Here is a 16,421-nt window from a genome sequence, read left to right on the forward strand (position 1 = left end):
ACGATCACCGCGCGCCGCGTGTTGACAGGCGGTCGCACAATTCCGGCATCGCGCATTGGGGGCGGACAGGATGTACGAGGACACCACGGCGACCGGCCGGGCGGCCGACACCGACTGGCACTGGGCCAGAGCGGACGACTGGCAGCCGCCGAGCGAACTGGACACCGGCATCCCGCACACAGCCCGGATGTACGACTACTACCTGGGCGGCAAGGACAACTTCGAGGCGGACCGCAAGGCCGCCCAGGCCGCGATAGCCGCCTACCCCGCGCTTCCGCTGCTGGCCCGCACCAACCGGCAGTTCCTCGGGCGGGCCGTCGAGTTCGCGACCGGCCGGGGCATCCGCCAGTTCGTCGACATCGGCACCGGCATCCCGGCCGTGGGCTCCACCAGCGAGGCCGCCCAGCGGGTCGCCCCGGACGCCCGCGTGGTGTACGTCGACAACGACCCGATCGTCGCCACCCACGCCCGCGCCCTGCTGGCCGGACACCCCGCCGGGCACACCTCGGTGATCGAGGCCGACCTGCGCGACCCGGCCGCGATCCTCGCCCACCCCGCACTGGCCGCCGCCGTCGACCTCTCCCGGCCGGTCGCGCTGATGCTGGTCGCCGTCCTGCACTTCATCCGCGACGAGGACGGCGCGCAGCAGATCGTCCGCACCCTGCGCGAGGCGCTCGCCCCGGGCAGCGCGCTGATCCTGTCGCACGGCAGCCCCGACTTCGCCTCCCGGGAGAGCGCCGCCGAGGGCACCCGGATCTACAAGAGCGCCAGCGCCCCGCTCGTCCTGCGCCCCCGGGCCGGCGTCGAACCCTTCTTCGGGGACTTCGAGTTCGTCGGCCCCGGGCTCGTCCAGCTCCCGCTCTGGCGCCCCACCGCCGGACACGTGCCCACCACCGAACTGCCCGAGGGCTGGCAGGACGTCTCCGCCTACGCGGGCGTCGCGTTCAAGCCGTAGCCGCTGCTGCCGTGGGTGGTTGCCGTGGCCGTCGGGCCCACGGCGGCCGCCGCCGCGCCCCGCGCGTGACCGGTACCCGGTCCCGGCGCCTCCCTCCTGCGCCGGGACCGGATCACCGCAGCCTACGCAGCCCCACTGACAGCCCCTCACCCGCCCGGGTAGCCTGCGGCGTGACCACCACCCTGCCGCCCCTGCCCGTCGAGGCCGCCGACCTGCTGCACGACCTCGACGCCCCGCCCCGGCTGGTCGCCCACCTCGCGCTGGTGCACGAAGTCGCCGAGGAGATCGCCGACTTCTGCGCCGGTGAGGGTCTGGAGTTCGACCGCGAGGCCGTCCGGTACGGCGCCGCCACCCACGACATCGGCAAGACCGTCCACCCGGAGGAACTCTCGGGGCCCGGATCCGCGCACGAGGCCGCCGGTCACGCCCTGCTGCTCGCCCGCGGCGTCCCCGAGCGGCTCGCCCGCTTCGCCCGCAGCCACGCGAGCTGGGGCGGGCCCGGCGTCACCGTCGAGGAACTGCTGGTCAGCCTGGCCGACAAGGCGTGGAAGAACAAGCGCGTCCAGGACCTGGAGGACCGCGTGGTCGACCGGCTCGCCGCCACCGGTCGGGAGCGCTGGGAGGCCTTCCTCGCCCTGGACGACCTGCTCACCCGGATCGGCGAGGACGCCCCGAGGCGGCTCGCCGTCCAGGCCGCGCACCCCGTGCGCGCCGGGGGAAACCCACGCGACAGGGCGCGCCGGGCGGTGTTAGCTTCCGAGGCATGGAAGCCCTGAGTGAGAACGAGATCCGCGCGTCCTTCGTCAACTGCTCCAAGGGCGAGGCCCGTCGGCTCAACCTTCCCCGGGGCCTCGCCGAACTGCCCTGGGAGGAGCTGGACTTCCTCGGCTGGCGGGACCAGGGCGCGCCCGACCGCGCCTACCTGGTGGCCCCGCACGGCGGCGAACTCGTCGGGGTGACGCTGCGGGTGCCGACGGTCCGGCGCAGCCTGACCAAGACCAACGTCTGCTCGCTGTGCATCACCGGACACGCCGGCACCGGCGTCGCGCTGCTCGCCGCCCGCCGGGCCGGAGCCGCCGGCCGCGAGGGCAACACCGTCGGGACCTACATCTGCGCCGACCTCGCCTGCTCGCTCTACGTGCGCGGGCTGAAGAAGTCCACCCTGGTCACCCGGCCCGACGAGTCGCTGCCGCTGGCAGACCAGATCGCCCGGACGCTGGCCAACCTCGACGCCTTCCTCGCCCGGGTGCTCACCGACACGACCGTCACGCCCGGCTAGGCCCTGCCCGGACCCAGGCCCTGCCCGGCCGGGGCTCAGTGGCCGCGCAGCCCGTCCAGCTCGCGGCGCTCCCGCTTGGTCGGGCGCCCGGCCCCGCGGTCCCGCTGCCCGGCCGCCGCGACGAACTCGCGCGGCGGCCGCGGCGGGCTGTTGTCGACCAGGCACTCCGCGGCCGCCGGGGCGCCGACCCGCTTGCGGATCAGCGTCCGCACGACCACCACCCGCTCGTGGTTCTCCTCGCGCACCCGGACCTCGTCGCCGGGCTTCAGCGCCTGGGCCGGCTTGGCCCGTTCGCCGTTCACCCGGACGTGTCCGGCCCGGCAGGCGGCCGCCGCCAGCGCCCGCGTCTTGACCAGCCGGACCGCCCAGATCCAGCTGTCCACCCGCACGCTTCCCTCGTGTTCAGCCATCCTCGGAGCCTACCCAAGCGGTCGGGCCCGGGCGGCCGACGGACGACTTGCGCGGCGGGACGGGCGGCCGCCCGGCGGCTACGCCGCGGCCGGCGCCTCCTGGATCGCCCAGCCGTTGCCGTCCGGGTCGTTGAAGAACACGAAGTTGTTCCAGGCCTCGCCGTGCCCGTTCACCCGGGCACCCGCCACGAAGTGCTGGACCGGACTGACCTGGACGCCCCGCGCCACCAGTTCGGCGTGCGCCTTCTCGATGTCCGCCACCACCAGTTGGAGGCCCTTGACCGAGCCGGGCGGGGAGTCGATCACCCCCTTGCCCACCACGATCGAGCAGGGTGAGCCGGGGGGCGTCAGCTGGACCACCCGGACCCCGTCCCGCAGGCGGGTGTCGTGGTCCACCGTGAAGCCGGCCTGCTCCTCGTAGAAGAGCTTCGCGCGGTCCACGTCGGACACGGGGACCACCACGACTTCGAGTTTCCAGTCCATCGCCCTCACCCCTCTCGGTCGGGCCCTTCCAGTATCCGTCCGGCGGCAGTCATCCAAAACTGTTCCCCCACCGGCCGTCCGATAGCCTGAGAACACGATGAATCCGCAGACCACGCCCGCCGCGACCACGTTCTCCACCCCGTGGGGCACCCTCGACCTCACCCGCTTCCCCGAGGATCCGCGCGAGCGGCTCCGGGCCTGGGACGCCGCCGACGAGTACCTGCTGCGCCACCTCGCGGGCGAGACGGACAGCGCGTGCGGCGCCGCCACCGAGCTGGCCGGCCGCCGGATCGCCGTCCTCGGCGACCGTTGGGGCGCGCTGACCACCGCGCTCGCCGGGTTCGGGCCGGTCCAGATCTCCGACTCCCACCTGGGCCGCCAGGCCACCCTGGCCAACCTGGCCCGCGCCGGTGCCGCCGTCGACGGGGACCGGCTGCTCAGCACCCGGGACACCCCGCCGGAGCGGATCGACGTGCTGCTGGTGCGCGTGCCCAAGAGCCTGGCCCTGCTGGAGGACCAGCTGCACCGGCTCGCCCCCGCGCTCCACCCCGGCACCGTGGTGGTCGGCACCGGCATGGTCACCGAGATCCACAGCTCCACCCTCCGGCTCTTCGAGCGGATCCTCGGCCCGACCCGCACCTCGCTGGCGGTCCGCAAGGCCCGGCTGATCCTGTGCACCCCCGATCCGGCGCTCGACCCCGGCCCGAACCCGTGGCCGCACCGCTACGCGCTGCCGTCGGACATCGGCCCCGCCGCCGGCCGTACGGTCGTCAACCACGCCGGGACGTTCTGCGCCGAGCGGCTCGACATCGGCACCCGCTTCTTCCTCGCCCACCTGCCCGTCCCCGCCCCGGGCGCCCGGGTGGTCGACCTCGGCTGCGGCAACGGCGTGGTCGGCACGGCCGCCGCGCTGGCCGGTCCCGGCGCGGAGCTGCTCTTCGTGGACGAGTCGCACCAGGCGGTGGCCTCCGCCGAGGAGACCTTCCGCGCCAACCTGGGCCCGGACGCCCGGGCCGAGTTCCGCACCGCCGACGCGCTGGCGGCGGACGTGGTCGCCCCCGGTTCGGTGGACCTGGTGCTCAACAACCCCCCGTTCCACTCGCACCAGGCCACCACCGACGCGACCTCCTGGCGGATGTTCACCGGCGCCAAGCGGGCCCTGCGGCCCGGTGGCGAACTCTGGGTGGTCGGCAACCGCCACCTCGGCTACCACGTCAAGCTGCGCCGCCTGTTCGGCAACTGCCGACTCGTGGCCGGGAACCCCAAGTTCGTGGTGCTGCGCGCCGTCAAGCGCTGACCGGCCCCAGGCCCCCAGGCCCCGGCCGCCGCGGACCTCCGCCCCCGGGCCCGCCCGGGTGCCCGGGGGGGGTCTGCCACGAACTCCTTGCATGGATTTTCCGTCCCGCGTATATTCATGCCAAGACTAAGGAGGAACGCCATGGCATTGCGAGTCGCCGTCGCCGGCGCGAGCGGATACGCGGGCGGAGAGGTGCTGCGCCTGCTGCTCGGCCACCCGGAGGTGGAGATCGGGGCGCTGACCGGCGGCTCGAACGCGGGCGCCAGGCTGGGCGCGCTGCAGCCGCACCTGATCCCGCTCGCCGACCGCGTCCTCGAACCCACCACCCCCGAGGTGCTGGCCGACCACGACGTGGTGTTCCTGGCGTTGCCGCACGGCCAGTCCGCCGCCGTCGCCGAGGCCCTCGGCCCGAACGTCCTGGTGGTCGACTGCGGCGCCGACTTCCGGCTCAAGGCCGCCGCCGACTGGGAGCAGTTCTACGGCTCCGCGCACGCCGGCACCTGGCCCTACGGTCTGCCCGAACTCCCCGGCCACCGAGCCGCGTTGAAGGGCAGCAACCGGATCGCCGTGCCCGGCTGCTACCCGACGGCCGTCTCGCTCGCGCTGTTTCCCGCGTACGCGGCCGGACTCGCCGAGCCGGAGGCCGTCGTGGTCGCCGCCTCCGGCACTTCCGGCGCCGGCAAGGCCGCCAAGCCGCACCTGCTGGGCAGCGAGGTGATGGGCAACGTCAGCCCGTACGGGGTCGGCGGCGTCCACCGGCACACCCCGGAGATGGCGCAGAACCTCAGCCCGCTCGCGGGCGAGCCGGTCACCGTGTCCTTCACCCCCACCCTCGTCCCGATGCCGCGCGGGATCCTCGCCACCTGCTCGGCCAAGGCCAGGCCCGGCGTGACCGCCGAGAGCCTGCGCGCCGCCTACGCCGAGGCGTTCGCGGACGAGGCCTTCGTCCACCTGCTGCCCGAGGGCCAGTGGCCGCAGACCAGCAGCGTCTACGGCGCCAACACCGCCCTGGTCCAGGTCGCCCTGGACGCCACCGCCGGGCGGATCATCGCGATCAGCGCGATCGACAACCTGGTCAAGGGCACCGCGGGCGGCGCGGTGCAGAGCATGAACATCGCCCTGGGCCTGCCCGAAGAGCTGGGCCTCCCCCTGAACGGAGTCGCACCGTGAGCAACAGCAGCAACGTGGGCGTGACGGCCGCCAAGGGCTTCCGCGCCGCCGGGGTGACCGCCGGCATCAAGGCCTCCGGCACGCCGGACCTCGCCCTGGTGGTCAACGACGGTCCCTCGCTCGCCGCAGCCGGCGTCTTCACCTCGAACCGGGTCAAGGCCGCGCCGGTGCTCTGGTCCGAGCAGGTCCTCAAGGGCGGGCAGGTCTCCGCCGTCGTCCTCAACTCCGGTGGCGCCAACGCCTGCACCGGCCCGCTCGGCTTCCAGGACACCCACGCCACCGCGGAGAAGGCCGCCGAGGAGCTGGGGCTCAACGCGGGCGAGGTCGCCGTCGCCTCCACCGGCCTGATCGGCGTCCGGCTGCCGATGGACATCCTGCTGCCCGGCGTCACCCTCGCCGCCGGGGAGCTCAGCGGGACCGGCGGCGAGGCTGCCGCGATCGCCATCAAGACCACCGACACCGTGCACAAGACCGCCCAGGTCACCAGCCCGGCCGGCTGGACGGTCGGCGGCATGGCCAAGGGCGCGGGCATGCTCGCCCCGAGCCTCGCCACCATGCTGGTCGTGCTCACCACCGACGCCGCCGTCGACAGCACGGACCTGGACGCCGCCCTGCGCGGCGCCACCCGCACCACCTTCGACCGGATCGACTCCGACGGCTGCATGTCGACCAACGACACCGTGCTGCTGCTGGCCTCCGGCGCCTCCGGCACCACCCCGGACCGGGCCGAGTTCGCCGAGGCCGTCCGCACCGTCAGCGCCGAGCTGGCCCGTCAGCTGATCGGCGACGCCGAGGGCGCGAGCAAGGACATCCGGATCGACGTCACCGGCGCCGCGACCGAGGACGAGGCCGTCGAGGTCGCCCGCACGATCAGCCGCAACAACCTGCTCAAGTGCGCCATCCACGGCGAGGACCCCAACTGGGGCCGCGTCCTCGCCGCGATCGGCACCACCTCCGCCGCCTTCGACCCGAACCGCCTCGACGTCGCCATCAACGGCGTCTGGGTCTGCAAGGGCGGCGGGGTGGGCGAGGACCGCGACCTGGTCGACATGAAGGGCCGGGAGGTCGTGATCACCGCGGACCTCGACGCGGGCACCGCGAGCGCCTCGCTGTGGACCAACGACCTCACCGCCGACTACGTCCACGAGAACAGCGCCTACTCCACCTGATCCGCGCCGCACCTGATCCGCGACATCCGTTCCGACGAGGGATACCCGTGCAGATCGCACCCAAGGGCGAACAGGCCCGCAACAACACCGCGTTGCCCAAGGCCATGACGCTGATCGAGGCACTGCCGTGGCTGGAGCGCTTCCACGGCAAGACCGTCGTGATCAAGTTCGGCGGCAACGCCATGGTGGACGACGAGCTCAAGTCGGCGTTCGCCCAGGACGTCGTCTTCCTCCGCTACGCCGGACTGCACCCCGTGGTGGTGCATGGCGGCGGTCCGCAGATCAGCGCCCAGCTGGACAGGCTCGGCCTGCAGTCCAGCTTCACCAACGGCCTGCGGGTCACCACCCCCGAGACCATGGACGTAGTCCGGATGGTGCTGGCCGGCCAGGTGCAGCGCGAGCTGGTCGGCCTGCTCAACGAGCACGGACCGTTCGCCGTCGGCATGACCGGCGAGGACGCGCACACCATGACGGCGGTCAAGCGCTACGCGGTGGTGGACGGCGAGCAGGTGGACATCGGCCTGGTCGGGGACATCGTCAACATCGAGGCCGGCGCGGTGAAGGCGCTGATCGGCGACGGCCGGATCCCGGTGATCTCCTCGATCGCGCGCGGTGCCGACGGTCACGTCTACAACATCAACGCCGACACCGCCGCCGCCGCCCTCGCGGTCGCTCTCGGCGCCGAGATGCTCGTCGTCCTCACGGACGTCGAGGGCCTCTACAAGGACTGGCCGAACTCCGACGACGTGATCAGCCAGCTCAACGCGAGCGAACTGGAGGAGCTGCTGCCCGGCCTGGCCAGCGGCATGCTCCCCAAGATGGAGGGCTGCCTGCGCGCCGTCCGCTCCGGCGTGGGCACCGCCCGCGTCCTGGACGGCCGGGTACCGCACAGCCTGCTGCTGGAGATCTTCACCGACGAGGGCATCGGCACGATGGTCGTGCCGGACGACGAGCCGACCGTGACCGGGGGACTGGCATGACGCACAACGAGCAGCTCACCGACCGGTGGCAGCACAGCTTCACCGACAACTACGGCACCCCCCGGATCCCGCTGGTGCGGGGCGAGGGCAGCAAGCTGTGGGACGCCGACGGCAAGGAGTACACCGACCTGCTCGGCGGCATCGCCGTCAACGCCCTCGGCACCGCCCACCCGGCGGTGGTCGAGGCGGTCGGCCGGCAGATCGCCACCCTCGGCCACGTCTCCAACCTCTTCATGGCCGAGCCCACCATCGCCCTCGCCGAGCGGCTGCTGCGCCTGGACGGCCGGGCCGGCGGCCGGGTGTTCTTCTGCAACTCCGGCGCGGAGGCCAACGAGGCCGCCTTCAAGATCAGCCGACGGACCGGGCGCACCCACCTGGTCGCCCTCCAGGGCGCCTTCCACGGCCGGACGATGGGAGCCCTCGCGCTCACCGGCCAGCCCGCCAAGCAGGACCCGTTCCGCCCGCTGCCCGGCGACGTCACCCACGTCCCCTTCGGCGACATCGAGGCGCTGCGCGCGGCCGTCACCACCGAGACCGCCGCCGTCTTCCTGGAGCCGGTGCAGGGCGAGAACGGCGCGATCCCGCTTCCCGACGGCTACCTCCGGGCGGCCCGCGAGATCACCCGGGCCACCGGCACCCTGCTGGTCCTGGACGAGATCCAGACCGGCGTCGGCCGCACCGGCCACTGGTACGCCCACCAGGCCTTCGAGGGCGTCGAGCCGGACGTCGTCACCCTGGCCAAGGCGCTCGGCGGCGGCCTGCCGATGGGAGCCGTCCTCGCCTTCGGGGAGGCCGCCGAGCTGCTCACCCCGGGCCAGCACGGCACCACCTTCGGCGGCAACCCGGTGGCCGCCGCGGCCGGTCTCGCGGTGCTGGACACCATCGAGTCCGAGGGCCTGCTGGAGCACGTCCGCAAGCTCGGCGAGCGGCTGCGGCACGGCGTCGAGGCGATCGGCGACCCGCTGGTCTCGCACGTGCGCGGCGCCGGCCTGCTGCTCGGCATCGTGCTCACCGCGCCGGTCTCGGCCCGGGTCCAGGCCGTCGCGCAGGAGGCCGGGTTCCTGGTCAACGCGGCCGTCCCGGACGCCGTCCGGCTGGCCCCGCCGCTGGTGCTGACCGAGGAGGAGGCGGACGCGTTCCTCGCGGCGCTGCCGGGCATCCTCCGGACGGTGCGCGAGAGCGCCCCGGCCGATGCGAGTTGACCGTCGTCCGGGAGAATAATCACATGACCGTTTCCCACTCAGGCCCGTCCGCCGCCGGCCCGACGCCGCAGGTCCCACAGACCCGCACCGCGCGCCACCGGCGGATCGTGGACCTGCTCACCCGCCAGCCCGTGCGTTCGCAGAGCCAGCTCGCCAAGCTGCTCGCCGACGACGGACTCGTGGTCACCCAGGCGACCCTCTCCCGGGACCTGGACGAGCTGGGCGCGGTCAAGATCCGCAACCGGGACGGCGCGCTGATCTACGCCGTCCCGGCCGAGGGCGGCGACCGCACGCCCCGCGCGCCGATGGGGGAGTCGGCCAGCGAGGGCCGGATGGCCCGGCTGGCCGGCGAGCTCATGGTCTCCGCGACGGCCTCCGGCAACCTGGTCGTGCTGCGCACCCCGCCGGGCGCGGCCCAGTTCCTGGCCTCGGCGATCGATCAGGCCGAGGTGTTCGAGATCATCGGCACCATCGCCGGCGACGACACCGTCCTGCTGATCAGCCGTGACCCGGCCGGCGGCCAGGCGCTCGCCGACCACCTGATGCAACTCGCCCAGGCGAAGGCGCAGTAGCCCCCCGGACACCCGCAACCCCGGCCGACGGATCCCGTCCGGCCGGGGTTTTGTGTTTCATACGCCGTCATGCATACTTATGCCACCAGCCGCACATGTGTGAAGGAGCCCCGCGATGACCGCCCAGCAGTCCTCCGACGTCCGCCTCTGGGGCGCGCGCTTCGCCGACGGCCCGTCCGAGGCGCTGGCCAAGCTGTCCGCCTCGGTCCACTTCGACTGGCGGCTCGCCCCGTACGACATCGCCGGCTCCAAGGCCCACGCCCGGGTCCTGCACAAGGCCGGGCTGCTCTCCGACGACGAACTGGCCGCCATGCTGGACGGCCTCGACCGGCTGCTCGCCGACGTCGAGGCGGGCACGTTCACCGGCACCGTCGCCGACGAGGACGTCCACACCGCCCTGGAGCGCGGCCTGCTGGAGCGCCTCGGCGCCGAGCTCGGCGGCAAGCTGCGCGCCGGGCGCTCCCGCAACGACCAGATCGCCACCCTGTTCCGGATGTACCTGCGGGACCACGCGAAGACCATCGGCGGCCTGCTGCTCGACCTCCAGCAAGTCCTGGTCGGCCTCGCCGAGGCGCACCCGGACACCGCCATGCCGGGCCGCACCCACCTCCAGCACGCCCAGCCCGTGCTCTTCGCCCACCACGTCCTCGCGCACGTGCAGGCCATCGGCCGGGACGCCGAGCGGCTGCGCCAGTGGGACGCCCGCACCGCCGTCTCGCCGTACGGCTCCGGGGCGCTGGCCGGCTCCTCGCTCGGCCTCGACCCGCAGGCCGTCGCCGCCGAGCTCGGCTTCGAGGGCGGCTCGGTCGGCAACTCCATCGACGGCACGGCCTCGCGCGACTTCGTCGCCGAGTTCGCCTTCGTCACCGCGATGGTCGGGATCAACCTCTCCCGGATCGCGGAGGAGGTGATCATCTGGAACACCAAGGAGTTCGGCTTCATCACGCTGCACGACGCCTTCTCCACCGGCTCCTCGATCATGCCGCAGAAGAAGAACCCGGACATCGCCGAGCTCGCCCGCGGCAAGTCCGGTCGCCTGATCGGCAACCTGACCGGCCTGCTGGCCACCCTCAAGGCGCTCCCGCTGGCCTACAACCGGGACCTGCAGGAGGACAAGGAGCCGGTCTTCGACTCCTGCGACACGCTGGAGGTGCTGCTGCCGGCGTTCACCGGGATGATGGCCACCCTCACCGTGCACCGGGAGCGGCTGGAGGAGCTCGCCCCGGCCGGCTTCTCGCTCGCCACCGACATCGCCGAGTGGCTGGTCAAGCAGGGCGTGCCGTTCCGGGTCGCGCACGAGGTGGCCGGCGCCTGCGTCAAGGTCTGCGAGGCCGAGGGCATCGAGCTGTCCGACCTGACGGACGAGCAGTTCGCCGGGATCTCCGGCCACCTGACGCCGGAGGTGCGCTCGGTGCTCAGCGTGCACGGCGCCATCGCCTCCCGCAACGGGCGCGGCGGCACCGCCCCCTCGGCGGTCGCGGTCCAGCTCGCCGAGGTGAAGGCGGACCTGGCGCGGCAGCAGGAGTGGGTGCAGGGCTGACCGGGGGTCGGCGTGAGCAGGGGCGCGGCGGTCCGACCGGCGCGCCCCTGCGGCGTCCGCGCCCCGGTCCGGGCGTAACCGGCCCCGCCCCGAGGCGTCATGCACGGTGTGTGCACCACCCTTCCCCCCGTCCCCTCCGCCGAGGACGTCTACCTCGCCGAACGCCGCCGCCGCGTGGTCCGCGAGACAGTCGCCGCCCTGCCCGGCCGCTGCCCGCAGCTGATCGCCGCGCTCGCGGAGGACCCGCCGCCCAGCTACCGCGAGCTCTCCGAGCGCCTCGGCATGCCCCGCGGCTCCATCGGCCCCACCCGCTCCCGCTGCCTCGCCTGCCTGCGCACGCTGCTCCACGCGGAGCGGTACCCGTGAGACGCGGGAGGGGCCCCGGGCGCGTCCGCCCGCACTCCCCGGTGCGCGTTCCACGCCGCGCGCCCCGTCCCACCACTCCCTCCTCGCCCGGGCGTGACCCTCGCCACGTCTGGCCCCCCGAAGGTTGAGGGAAGCTGACACCCGGGTAGAGCGCTGGCGAACGCAGCTCTTGACGGTGGCGCGATCACTCGGATACTGAGCGTGAGCGCGTCACCCTCTGCGCGCCGGGCACGACGACTGGGGAGGCCCCTCCACATGGGCATGAGCGTGATCATCTCGGCCGCGGCGGCCGAGGACGCGGAGCAGATCCTCAAGCTCCAGTACCTCGGCTACCAGCCCGAGGCCGAGCTGTACGGCGACTGGGCGATCGAGCCCCTGACGCAGACCCTGGAGAGTCTGCGCGCCGAACTGACCGAGCAACACTTCCTGGTCGCCCGGCTGGGCGGCGAGGTGGTCGGCACCGTCCGCGGCCGCGTGGAGCCCGACGGCGTCGCCCGGATAGGGCGTCTGGTCGTCCACCCGCGGATGCAGCGCCACGGCCTCGGCGGTCGCCTGCTGGACGCGCTGGAGCGCCGCCTCGCCGAGGACGGCGCGGTGTCCGCCTACCGCCTCTTCACCGGCCACCGCAGCCTCGGCAACCTGCGCCTGTACGCCCGCCAGGGCTACCGGCAGACCCGGGTCGAACAGGTCAACAGCCGGCTGAGCTTCGTCCATCTGGAGAAGCCCGTCAGCACGCCGCTCGCCGCGACGGCCTGACCGGCCGCCCCGCGCCCCGCCCCTCGGCGCCGCCACCATCCGGACGATCCGGTGGCGGCGCCGAGCCATGTCTGCGCTGGTCAGAGCGGTATGCGTCCGCATTGCGGACAGCCTGGTCAAATAATTGGGCGTACCTCGAACCATCTGTTTTACTGGCTCACATGACTGCGACGACGAACTGCACCCCCACCGGCACGCTGCCGGCAGGTGAGCGTGCCATGTGCCGTCGAATGTGTCACTGCTGAGGGCCACCGCCCCCGGCACCCCTCCGAGGGTGCCTCCCCTCGCGCCCCGAAGCGAGACTCCGGCGCCGCTCCCGCCCGTGTGAGCGCGCCCTTCCTCCCGTACCCCTCCCCCTGTCGTGCCCGCCCGCCCGCGGGCGTCGACTCGTAAGGCCACGCCGTCGCGCGGCCCGGCCGTCCGACGGCCGCGATCAAGGGGTGGCAGGTCCGGATCCCCCTGGCGAAGCGCCGCAATGACACCGCCGACCGAAACCCGGTCGGGCGGTCGACCCGCGCCGCCCGCCCCCGACCCACGGAAGCTGCTGTGATCACCACCACGGACCTCACGAAGGTCTACCGCTCCCGAGGCCGCGAGGTGACCGCCCTCGCCGGTGTCGACCTGCACGTCCGCCCGGGCGAGGTCTACGGCGTCGTCGGCACCAGCGGCGCCGGCAAGTCCACCCTCATCCGCTGCGTGAACATGCTGGAGCGCCCGACCTCCGGCACCGTCACCGTGGACGGGGCCGAACTCACCGCCCTGTCCGGCGGCGAGAACCGCGCGGGACGGGAACTGCGCGAGGCGCGGCGCCGGATCGGCATGGTCTTCCAGCACTTCAACCTGCTCTCCTCGCGGACGGTGCAGCAGAACGTCGAACTCCCGCTGGAGATCATCGGACTGGACCGCACCCAGCGCCGCCGCAAGGCCGCCGAACTGCTCGACCTGGTCGGCCTCGGCGACAAGGCCCGCAGCTACCCCAACCAGCTCTCCGGCGGTCAGAAGCAGCGCGTCGGCATCGCCCGCGCCCTGGCCGGCGACCCCAAGGTGCTGCTCTCCGACGAGGCCACCTCGGCGCTCGACCCGGAGACCACCCGCTCGATCCTCAAGCTGCTGCGCGACCTCAACCAGCAACTCGGCCTCACCGTCCTGCTGATCACCCACGAGATGGACGTCATCAAGTCCGTCTGCGACTCCGCCGCCCTGATGCGCGGCGGCCGGGTGGTCGAGTCCGGCGAACTCACCGACCTGCTGGCCAAGCCCGGCTCCGAGCTGGCCCGCGAGCTGTTCCCGCTCAGCGAGTTCGGCACCGGCCACGCCGGCTCCACCGTGCTGGAGATCACCTTCCAGGGCGACACCTCGGCCCAGCCGTTCGTCTCCCAGCTGGCCCGCACCTACCAGATCGACATCAACATCCTCGGCGCCGCCGTGGAGACCATCGCCGGCCGGATGGTCGGGCGGATGCGGGTCGAGCTGCCCGGCGGCCACCAGGACAACGTGGTGCCGATCGGCTACCTGCGCGAGCAGGGCCTGCAGGTGGACGTACTGGGCGCGGTGGACGGAGCGGTGGCATGACCTGGGACGAGATGTGGGCCCTGATGGGCCCCGCCACGCAGGAGACCTTCCAGATGGTCGGGGTGTCCGCCGTCTTCACGGTGCTGCTCGGCCTGCCGCTGGGCATCCTGCTGGTGCTCACCGACAAGGGCGGCCTGCTGGCCAACCGGGCCGTCAACAAGGGCATCGGCTTCGTGGTGAACCTGGCCCGCTCGGTGCCGTTCATCATCCTGATGATCGCGCTGATCTCCTTCACCCGCTGGCTCGTCGGCACGTCGATCGGCTGGCAGGCGGCGACCGTGCCGCTGACCATCGGCGCCATCCCGTTCTTCGCCCGTCTGGTCGAGACCTCCGTCCGCGAGGTCGACGGCGGCCTGGTCGAGGCCGTCCAGTCGATGGGCGCCGGCACCTGGACGATCGTCCGCAAGACCCTGCTGCCCGAGGCGCTGCCCGGCATCGTGGCGTCGATCACCACCACGGTCATCACCCTGATCGGCTACTCCGCGATGGCCGGCACGGTCGGCGGCGGCGGCCTCGGCACCCTCGCCGTCAACTACGGCTACCAGCGCTTCGAGACCGCCTTCATGTGGGCCATCGTGGCCGAGCTGGTGATCATCGTCACGGCCGTCCAGCTGATCGGCGACTTCGCCGTCCGCCGCCTCTCCCACCGCGGCCGCACCGGCGGCCGGACCCGGCTGTTCGGCCGCGGCCCGGCCGGTCCGGCCGCCGGCGACAAGGACCTCGTCGCCTCCTAGACCTCCCGCCTCCGACTCCGGACGCGGCTCCCCGCATCACGCAGAAAGGCACTTTTCGTGCGCAACGCCCTGAAGTTCACCAGCGCCCTGGCCACCGCCGGCCTCGCCCTCTCCCTCGCCGCCTGCGGCAGCTCGGGGTCCTCCTCCTCGGACCCGAACGCGCCGCTCAAGGTCGTCGCCAGCCCGACCCCGCACGGGCAGATCCTCAAGTTCGTCAAGGACAACCTCGCGGAGAAGGCGGGCCTCAAGCTCGACATCAAGGAGGTCACCGACTACGTGACCCCCAACACGGCGGTGCAGGACGGTTCGGCCGACGCCAACTTCTTCCAGCACGTCCCGTACCTGGAGGACTTCAACAAGAAGCACGGCACGACCATCGTGTCCGTCGAGCCCGTGCACCTGGAGCCGCTGGGCCTCTACTCCAAGAAGGTCAAGGCGATCGCCGACCTGCCGGACGGCGCCACCATCGGCCTGCCGAACGACGCCACCAACGAGGGCCGCGCCCTCAAGCTGCTCGCCGACAACAAGCTGATCACCCTCAAGGACGGCGTCACCACCACGGCCACCCCGGCCGACGTGACCGGCAACCCGAAGAACCTCAAGTGGAAGGAGCTGGAGGCCGCCCAGCTGCCCCGCTCCGTCACCGACCTCGACGCCGCCGTCATCAACGGCAACTACGCGATCGACTCCGGCCTGAAGCCGGCCACCGACGCGCTGGTGCTGGAGAAGGCCGACGGCAACCCGTACGCCAACATCCTCGCTGTGAAGAAGGGCAAGGAGGACGACCCGCGGGTCAAGAAGCTCGCCGAGCTGCTGCACTCCGACGAGGTCAAGAAGTACATCAACGACACCTTCCAGGGTTCGGTCATCCCGGCCTTCTGATCCGTCGCACCGCGGTACGCCGCGACGCCCGACCGGGCCCCCGCCGCACTGCGGCGGGGGCCCGGTCGGGCAGTATGCACCGGGGACGCCCCCGGGCGACGGCGTTCTGACGTACCGTCGTGCGCGCGGCGCACCAGGTGGTACCCGGAGTGCGACGGAGGCGTACGGTGTTGTGTTCACGACCCGGCGAGGAGAGACGGCATGGCAGCGAGCTTCCCCGAGACCGCGATCAGCACCGAACGGCTGCTGCTGCGTCCCCTTGCGGAGGACGACGCCCCCGGCCTGGCCGCGATGATGGCCGACGACCTCGTCCTGGCCTGGACCGACCTCCCGCACCCCTTCACCGAGGCGTACGCGGCCGAGCTCGCCCGGACCCTCGCCCCGGCCCACCGGGCCACCGGGCGCGGCATCGTCCTCGCCGTCACCGAGCACCTGACCCAGCGCCTGGTCGGCCTGGTCGAACTGCGCAACACCGACTGGCGGTTGCGCAGCACCGAGATCTCCTACATCACCGCCGCCTGGGCCCGCGGAGAGGGGTACGCCCCGGAGGCCGTCCTCGGCGTCGCCCAGTGGCTGTTCGAGGACCGGGGCTTCCTGCGCCTGGAGATGCGCACCGCCGCCGGGAACACCGCCGCCCAGCAGGTCGCCCAGAAGATCGGCGGCATCAGCGAGGGCGTGCTGCGCAGCGCCTGGATAGTGCGCGAGTCCGGTGAGGCGGCGGGCGCACCCCCCGGCGGCCGGACCGCGGGGGAGAGCCGCAGCGACCTCATCCTCTGGAGCCTGCTCCCGGAGGACCTGGAGTCGCCCGGACTGCACCGGCACGGCTGGCACGGCGACCACCGCTACGTGCTGCGCGACTGACGCCGGGCTGCCCCGGACCGCCGGACCGGGGCAGCCCGGCGACCGGACCGCCGTCGACCGTCCGTCTGTCCACCCGCCCGCCACGGACATGTGTACGAGATGTCCGTCCCCGGGGGATCACACCCGGTAGCCTCTGCACCGGTGCGGCAGCACGGCGCACCGGGTGGCGCACGGAACGGCGCAACGAGGCGAG

18 protein-coding genes are annotated in these 16,421 nt (G+C 73.0%); 16 read left to right on the top strand and 2 right to left on the bottom strand.

Features of this window, described 5'->3' with window-relative positions; translation table 11 throughout:
• The first annotated feature begins 70 nt into the window (after nucleotides 1-70).
• The 3 genes from AB0D10_RS37370 (at nucleotide 71) to AB0D10_RS37380 (ending at nucleotide 2,234) form a co-directional block, all read left to right on the top strand.
• Nucleotides 71-955, top strand: a complete 885-nt coding sequence (locus AB0D10_RS37370) for an SAM-dependent methyltransferase (protein WP_360264606.1) — start codon at nucleotides 71-73, stop codon at nucleotides 953-955.
• 170 nt (nucleotides 956-1,125) lie between these two features.
• Nucleotides 1,126-1,731: an HDIG domain-containing metalloprotein gene (locus tag AB0D10_RS37375; RefSeq protein WP_360264609.1), complete on the top strand. Its 606-nt coding sequence runs from the start codon at nucleotides 1,126-1,128 to the stop codon at nucleotides 1,729-1,731.
• Nucleotides 1,719-2,234, top strand: a complete 516-nt coding sequence (locus AB0D10_RS37380) for an FBP domain-containing protein (protein WP_360264611.1) — start codon at nucleotides 1,719-1,721, stop codon at nucleotides 2,232-2,234. The genes AB0D10_RS37375 and AB0D10_RS37380 overlap by 13 nt, the downstream gene beginning before the upstream one ends.
• Nucleotides 2,235-2,269: 35 nt before the next feature.
• On the opposite strand, the gene AB0D10_RS37385 is transcribed toward AB0D10_RS37380, so the two are convergent.
• Both AB0D10_RS37385 and AB0D10_RS37390 read right to left on the bottom strand, forming a co-directional pair.
• Nucleotides 2,270-2,644 carry a S4 domain-containing protein gene (locus AB0D10_RS37385; protein WP_360264614.1) on the bottom strand — a complete coding sequence of 125 codons (375 nt, stop codon included), beginning with the start codon at nucleotides 2,642-2,644 and terminating at the stop codon, nucleotides 2,270-2,272.
• A 78-nt stretch (nucleotides 2,645-2,722) separates the two neighbouring features.
• The gene (locus AB0D10_RS37390) at nucleotides 2,723-3,127 is read right to left on the bottom strand and encodes a VOC family protein (RefSeq protein WP_360264617.1); all 405 of its coding nucleotides are present in this window, start codon (nucleotides 3,125-3,127) and stop codon (nucleotides 2,723-2,725) included.
• 97 nt (nucleotides 3,128-3,224) lie between these two features.
• On the opposite strand from AB0D10_RS37390, the gene AB0D10_RS37395 reads away from it, so the two are divergent.
• The 13 genes from AB0D10_RS37395 (at nucleotide 3,225) to AB0D10_RS37455 (ending at nucleotide 16,228) form a co-directional block, all read left to right on the top strand.
• A complete protein-coding gene (locus AB0D10_RS37395; RefSeq protein WP_360264620.1) occupies nucleotides 3,225-4,424 on the top strand; it encodes a methyltransferase in 1,200 nt (399 codons plus the stop codon).
• A gap of 141 nt (nucleotides 4,425-4,565) precedes the next feature.
• A complete protein-coding gene (gene argC / locus AB0D10_RS37400) occupies nucleotides 4,566-5,594 on the top strand; it encodes an N-acetyl-gamma-glutamyl-phosphate reductase (protein WP_360264622.1) in 1,029 nt (342 codons plus the stop codon).
• Nucleotides 5,595-5,608: 14 nt separating this feature from the next.
• The gene (gene argJ / locus AB0D10_RS37405; protein ID WP_360264697.1) at nucleotides 5,609-6,763 is read left to right on the top strand and encodes a bifunctional glutamate N-acetyltransferase/amino-acid acetyltransferase ArgJ; all 1,155 of its coding nucleotides are present in this window, start codon (nucleotides 5,609-5,611) and stop codon (nucleotides 6,761-6,763) included.
• 104 nt (nucleotides 6,764-6,867) lie between these two features.
• Nucleotides 6,868-7,743 (top strand): acetylglutamate kinase, encoded by an 876-nt coding sequence (gene argB / locus AB0D10_RS37410; RefSeq protein WP_360264700.1) that lies wholly within the window; start codon nucleotides 6,868-6,870, stop codon nucleotides 7,741-7,743.
• Complete coding sequence (locus AB0D10_RS37415) at nucleotides 7,740-8,945, top strand: acetylornithine transaminase (protein ID WP_360264625.1); 1,206 nt, start codon at nucleotides 7,740-7,742, stop codon at nucleotides 8,943-8,945. The genes argB and AB0D10_RS37415 overlap by 4 nt, the downstream gene beginning before the upstream one ends.
• Before the next feature lie 23 nt (nucleotides 8,946-8,968).
• Entirely contained in the window at nucleotides 8,969-9,517 is a 549-nt protein-coding gene (locus tag AB0D10_RS37420) for an arginine repressor (RefSeq protein ID WP_030245061.1), read from the top strand.
• A 115-nt stretch (nucleotides 9,518-9,632) separates the two neighbouring features.
• Complete coding sequence (gene argH, locus AB0D10_RS37425) at nucleotides 9,633-11,057, top strand: argininosuccinate lyase (RefSeq protein ID WP_360264628.1); 1,425 nt, start codon at nucleotides 9,633-9,635, stop codon at nucleotides 11,055-11,057.
• A 108-nt stretch (nucleotides 11,058-11,165) separates the two neighbouring features.
• On the top strand, nucleotides 11,166-11,423 hold the full coding sequence (locus AB0D10_RS37430) for a hypothetical protein (RefSeq protein WP_360264630.1): 258 nt from the start codon (nucleotides 11,166-11,168) through the stop codon (nucleotides 11,421-11,423).
• A 255-nt stretch (nucleotides 11,424-11,678) separates the two neighbouring features.
• Complete coding sequence (locus AB0D10_RS37435) at nucleotides 11,679-12,179, top strand: GNAT family N-acetyltransferase (protein ID WP_360264633.1); 501 nt, start codon at nucleotides 11,679-11,681, stop codon at nucleotides 12,177-12,179.
• A gap of 546 nt (nucleotides 12,180-12,725) precedes the next feature.
• The gene (locus tag AB0D10_RS37440; RefSeq protein ID WP_360264636.1) at nucleotides 12,726-13,751 is read left to right on the top strand and encodes an ATP-binding cassette domain-containing protein; all 1,026 of its coding nucleotides are present in this window, start codon (nucleotides 12,726-12,728) and stop codon (nucleotides 13,749-13,751) included.
• Nucleotides 13,748-14,485 carry a methionine ABC transporter permease gene (locus AB0D10_RS37445; RefSeq protein WP_360264639.1) on the top strand — a complete coding sequence of 246 codons (738 nt, stop codon included), beginning with the start codon at nucleotides 13,748-13,750 and terminating at the stop codon, nucleotides 14,483-14,485. Before AB0D10_RS37440 ends, AB0D10_RS37445 begins: the two co-directional genes overlap by 4 nt.
• 57 nt (nucleotides 14,486-14,542) lie before the next feature.
• Nucleotides 14,543-15,367, top strand: coding sequence for a MetQ/NlpA family ABC transporter substrate-binding protein (locus AB0D10_RS37450; RefSeq protein ID WP_360264641.1), 825 nt, complete (start codon nucleotides 14,543-14,545; stop codon nucleotides 15,365-15,367).
• 201 nt (nucleotides 15,368-15,568) lie between these two features.
• A complete protein-coding gene (locus AB0D10_RS37455) occupies nucleotides 15,569-16,228 on the top strand; it encodes a GNAT family N-acetyltransferase (RefSeq protein WP_360264644.1) in 660 nt (219 codons plus the stop codon).
• Nucleotides 16,229-16,421: the final 193 nt, after the last annotated feature.

Origin of the sequence: Kitasatospora sp. NPDC048545 (assembly GCF_040651155.1) — a bacterium.
Lineage (GTDB): Bacteria > Actinomycetota > Actinomycetes > Streptomycetales > Streptomycetaceae > Kitasatospora.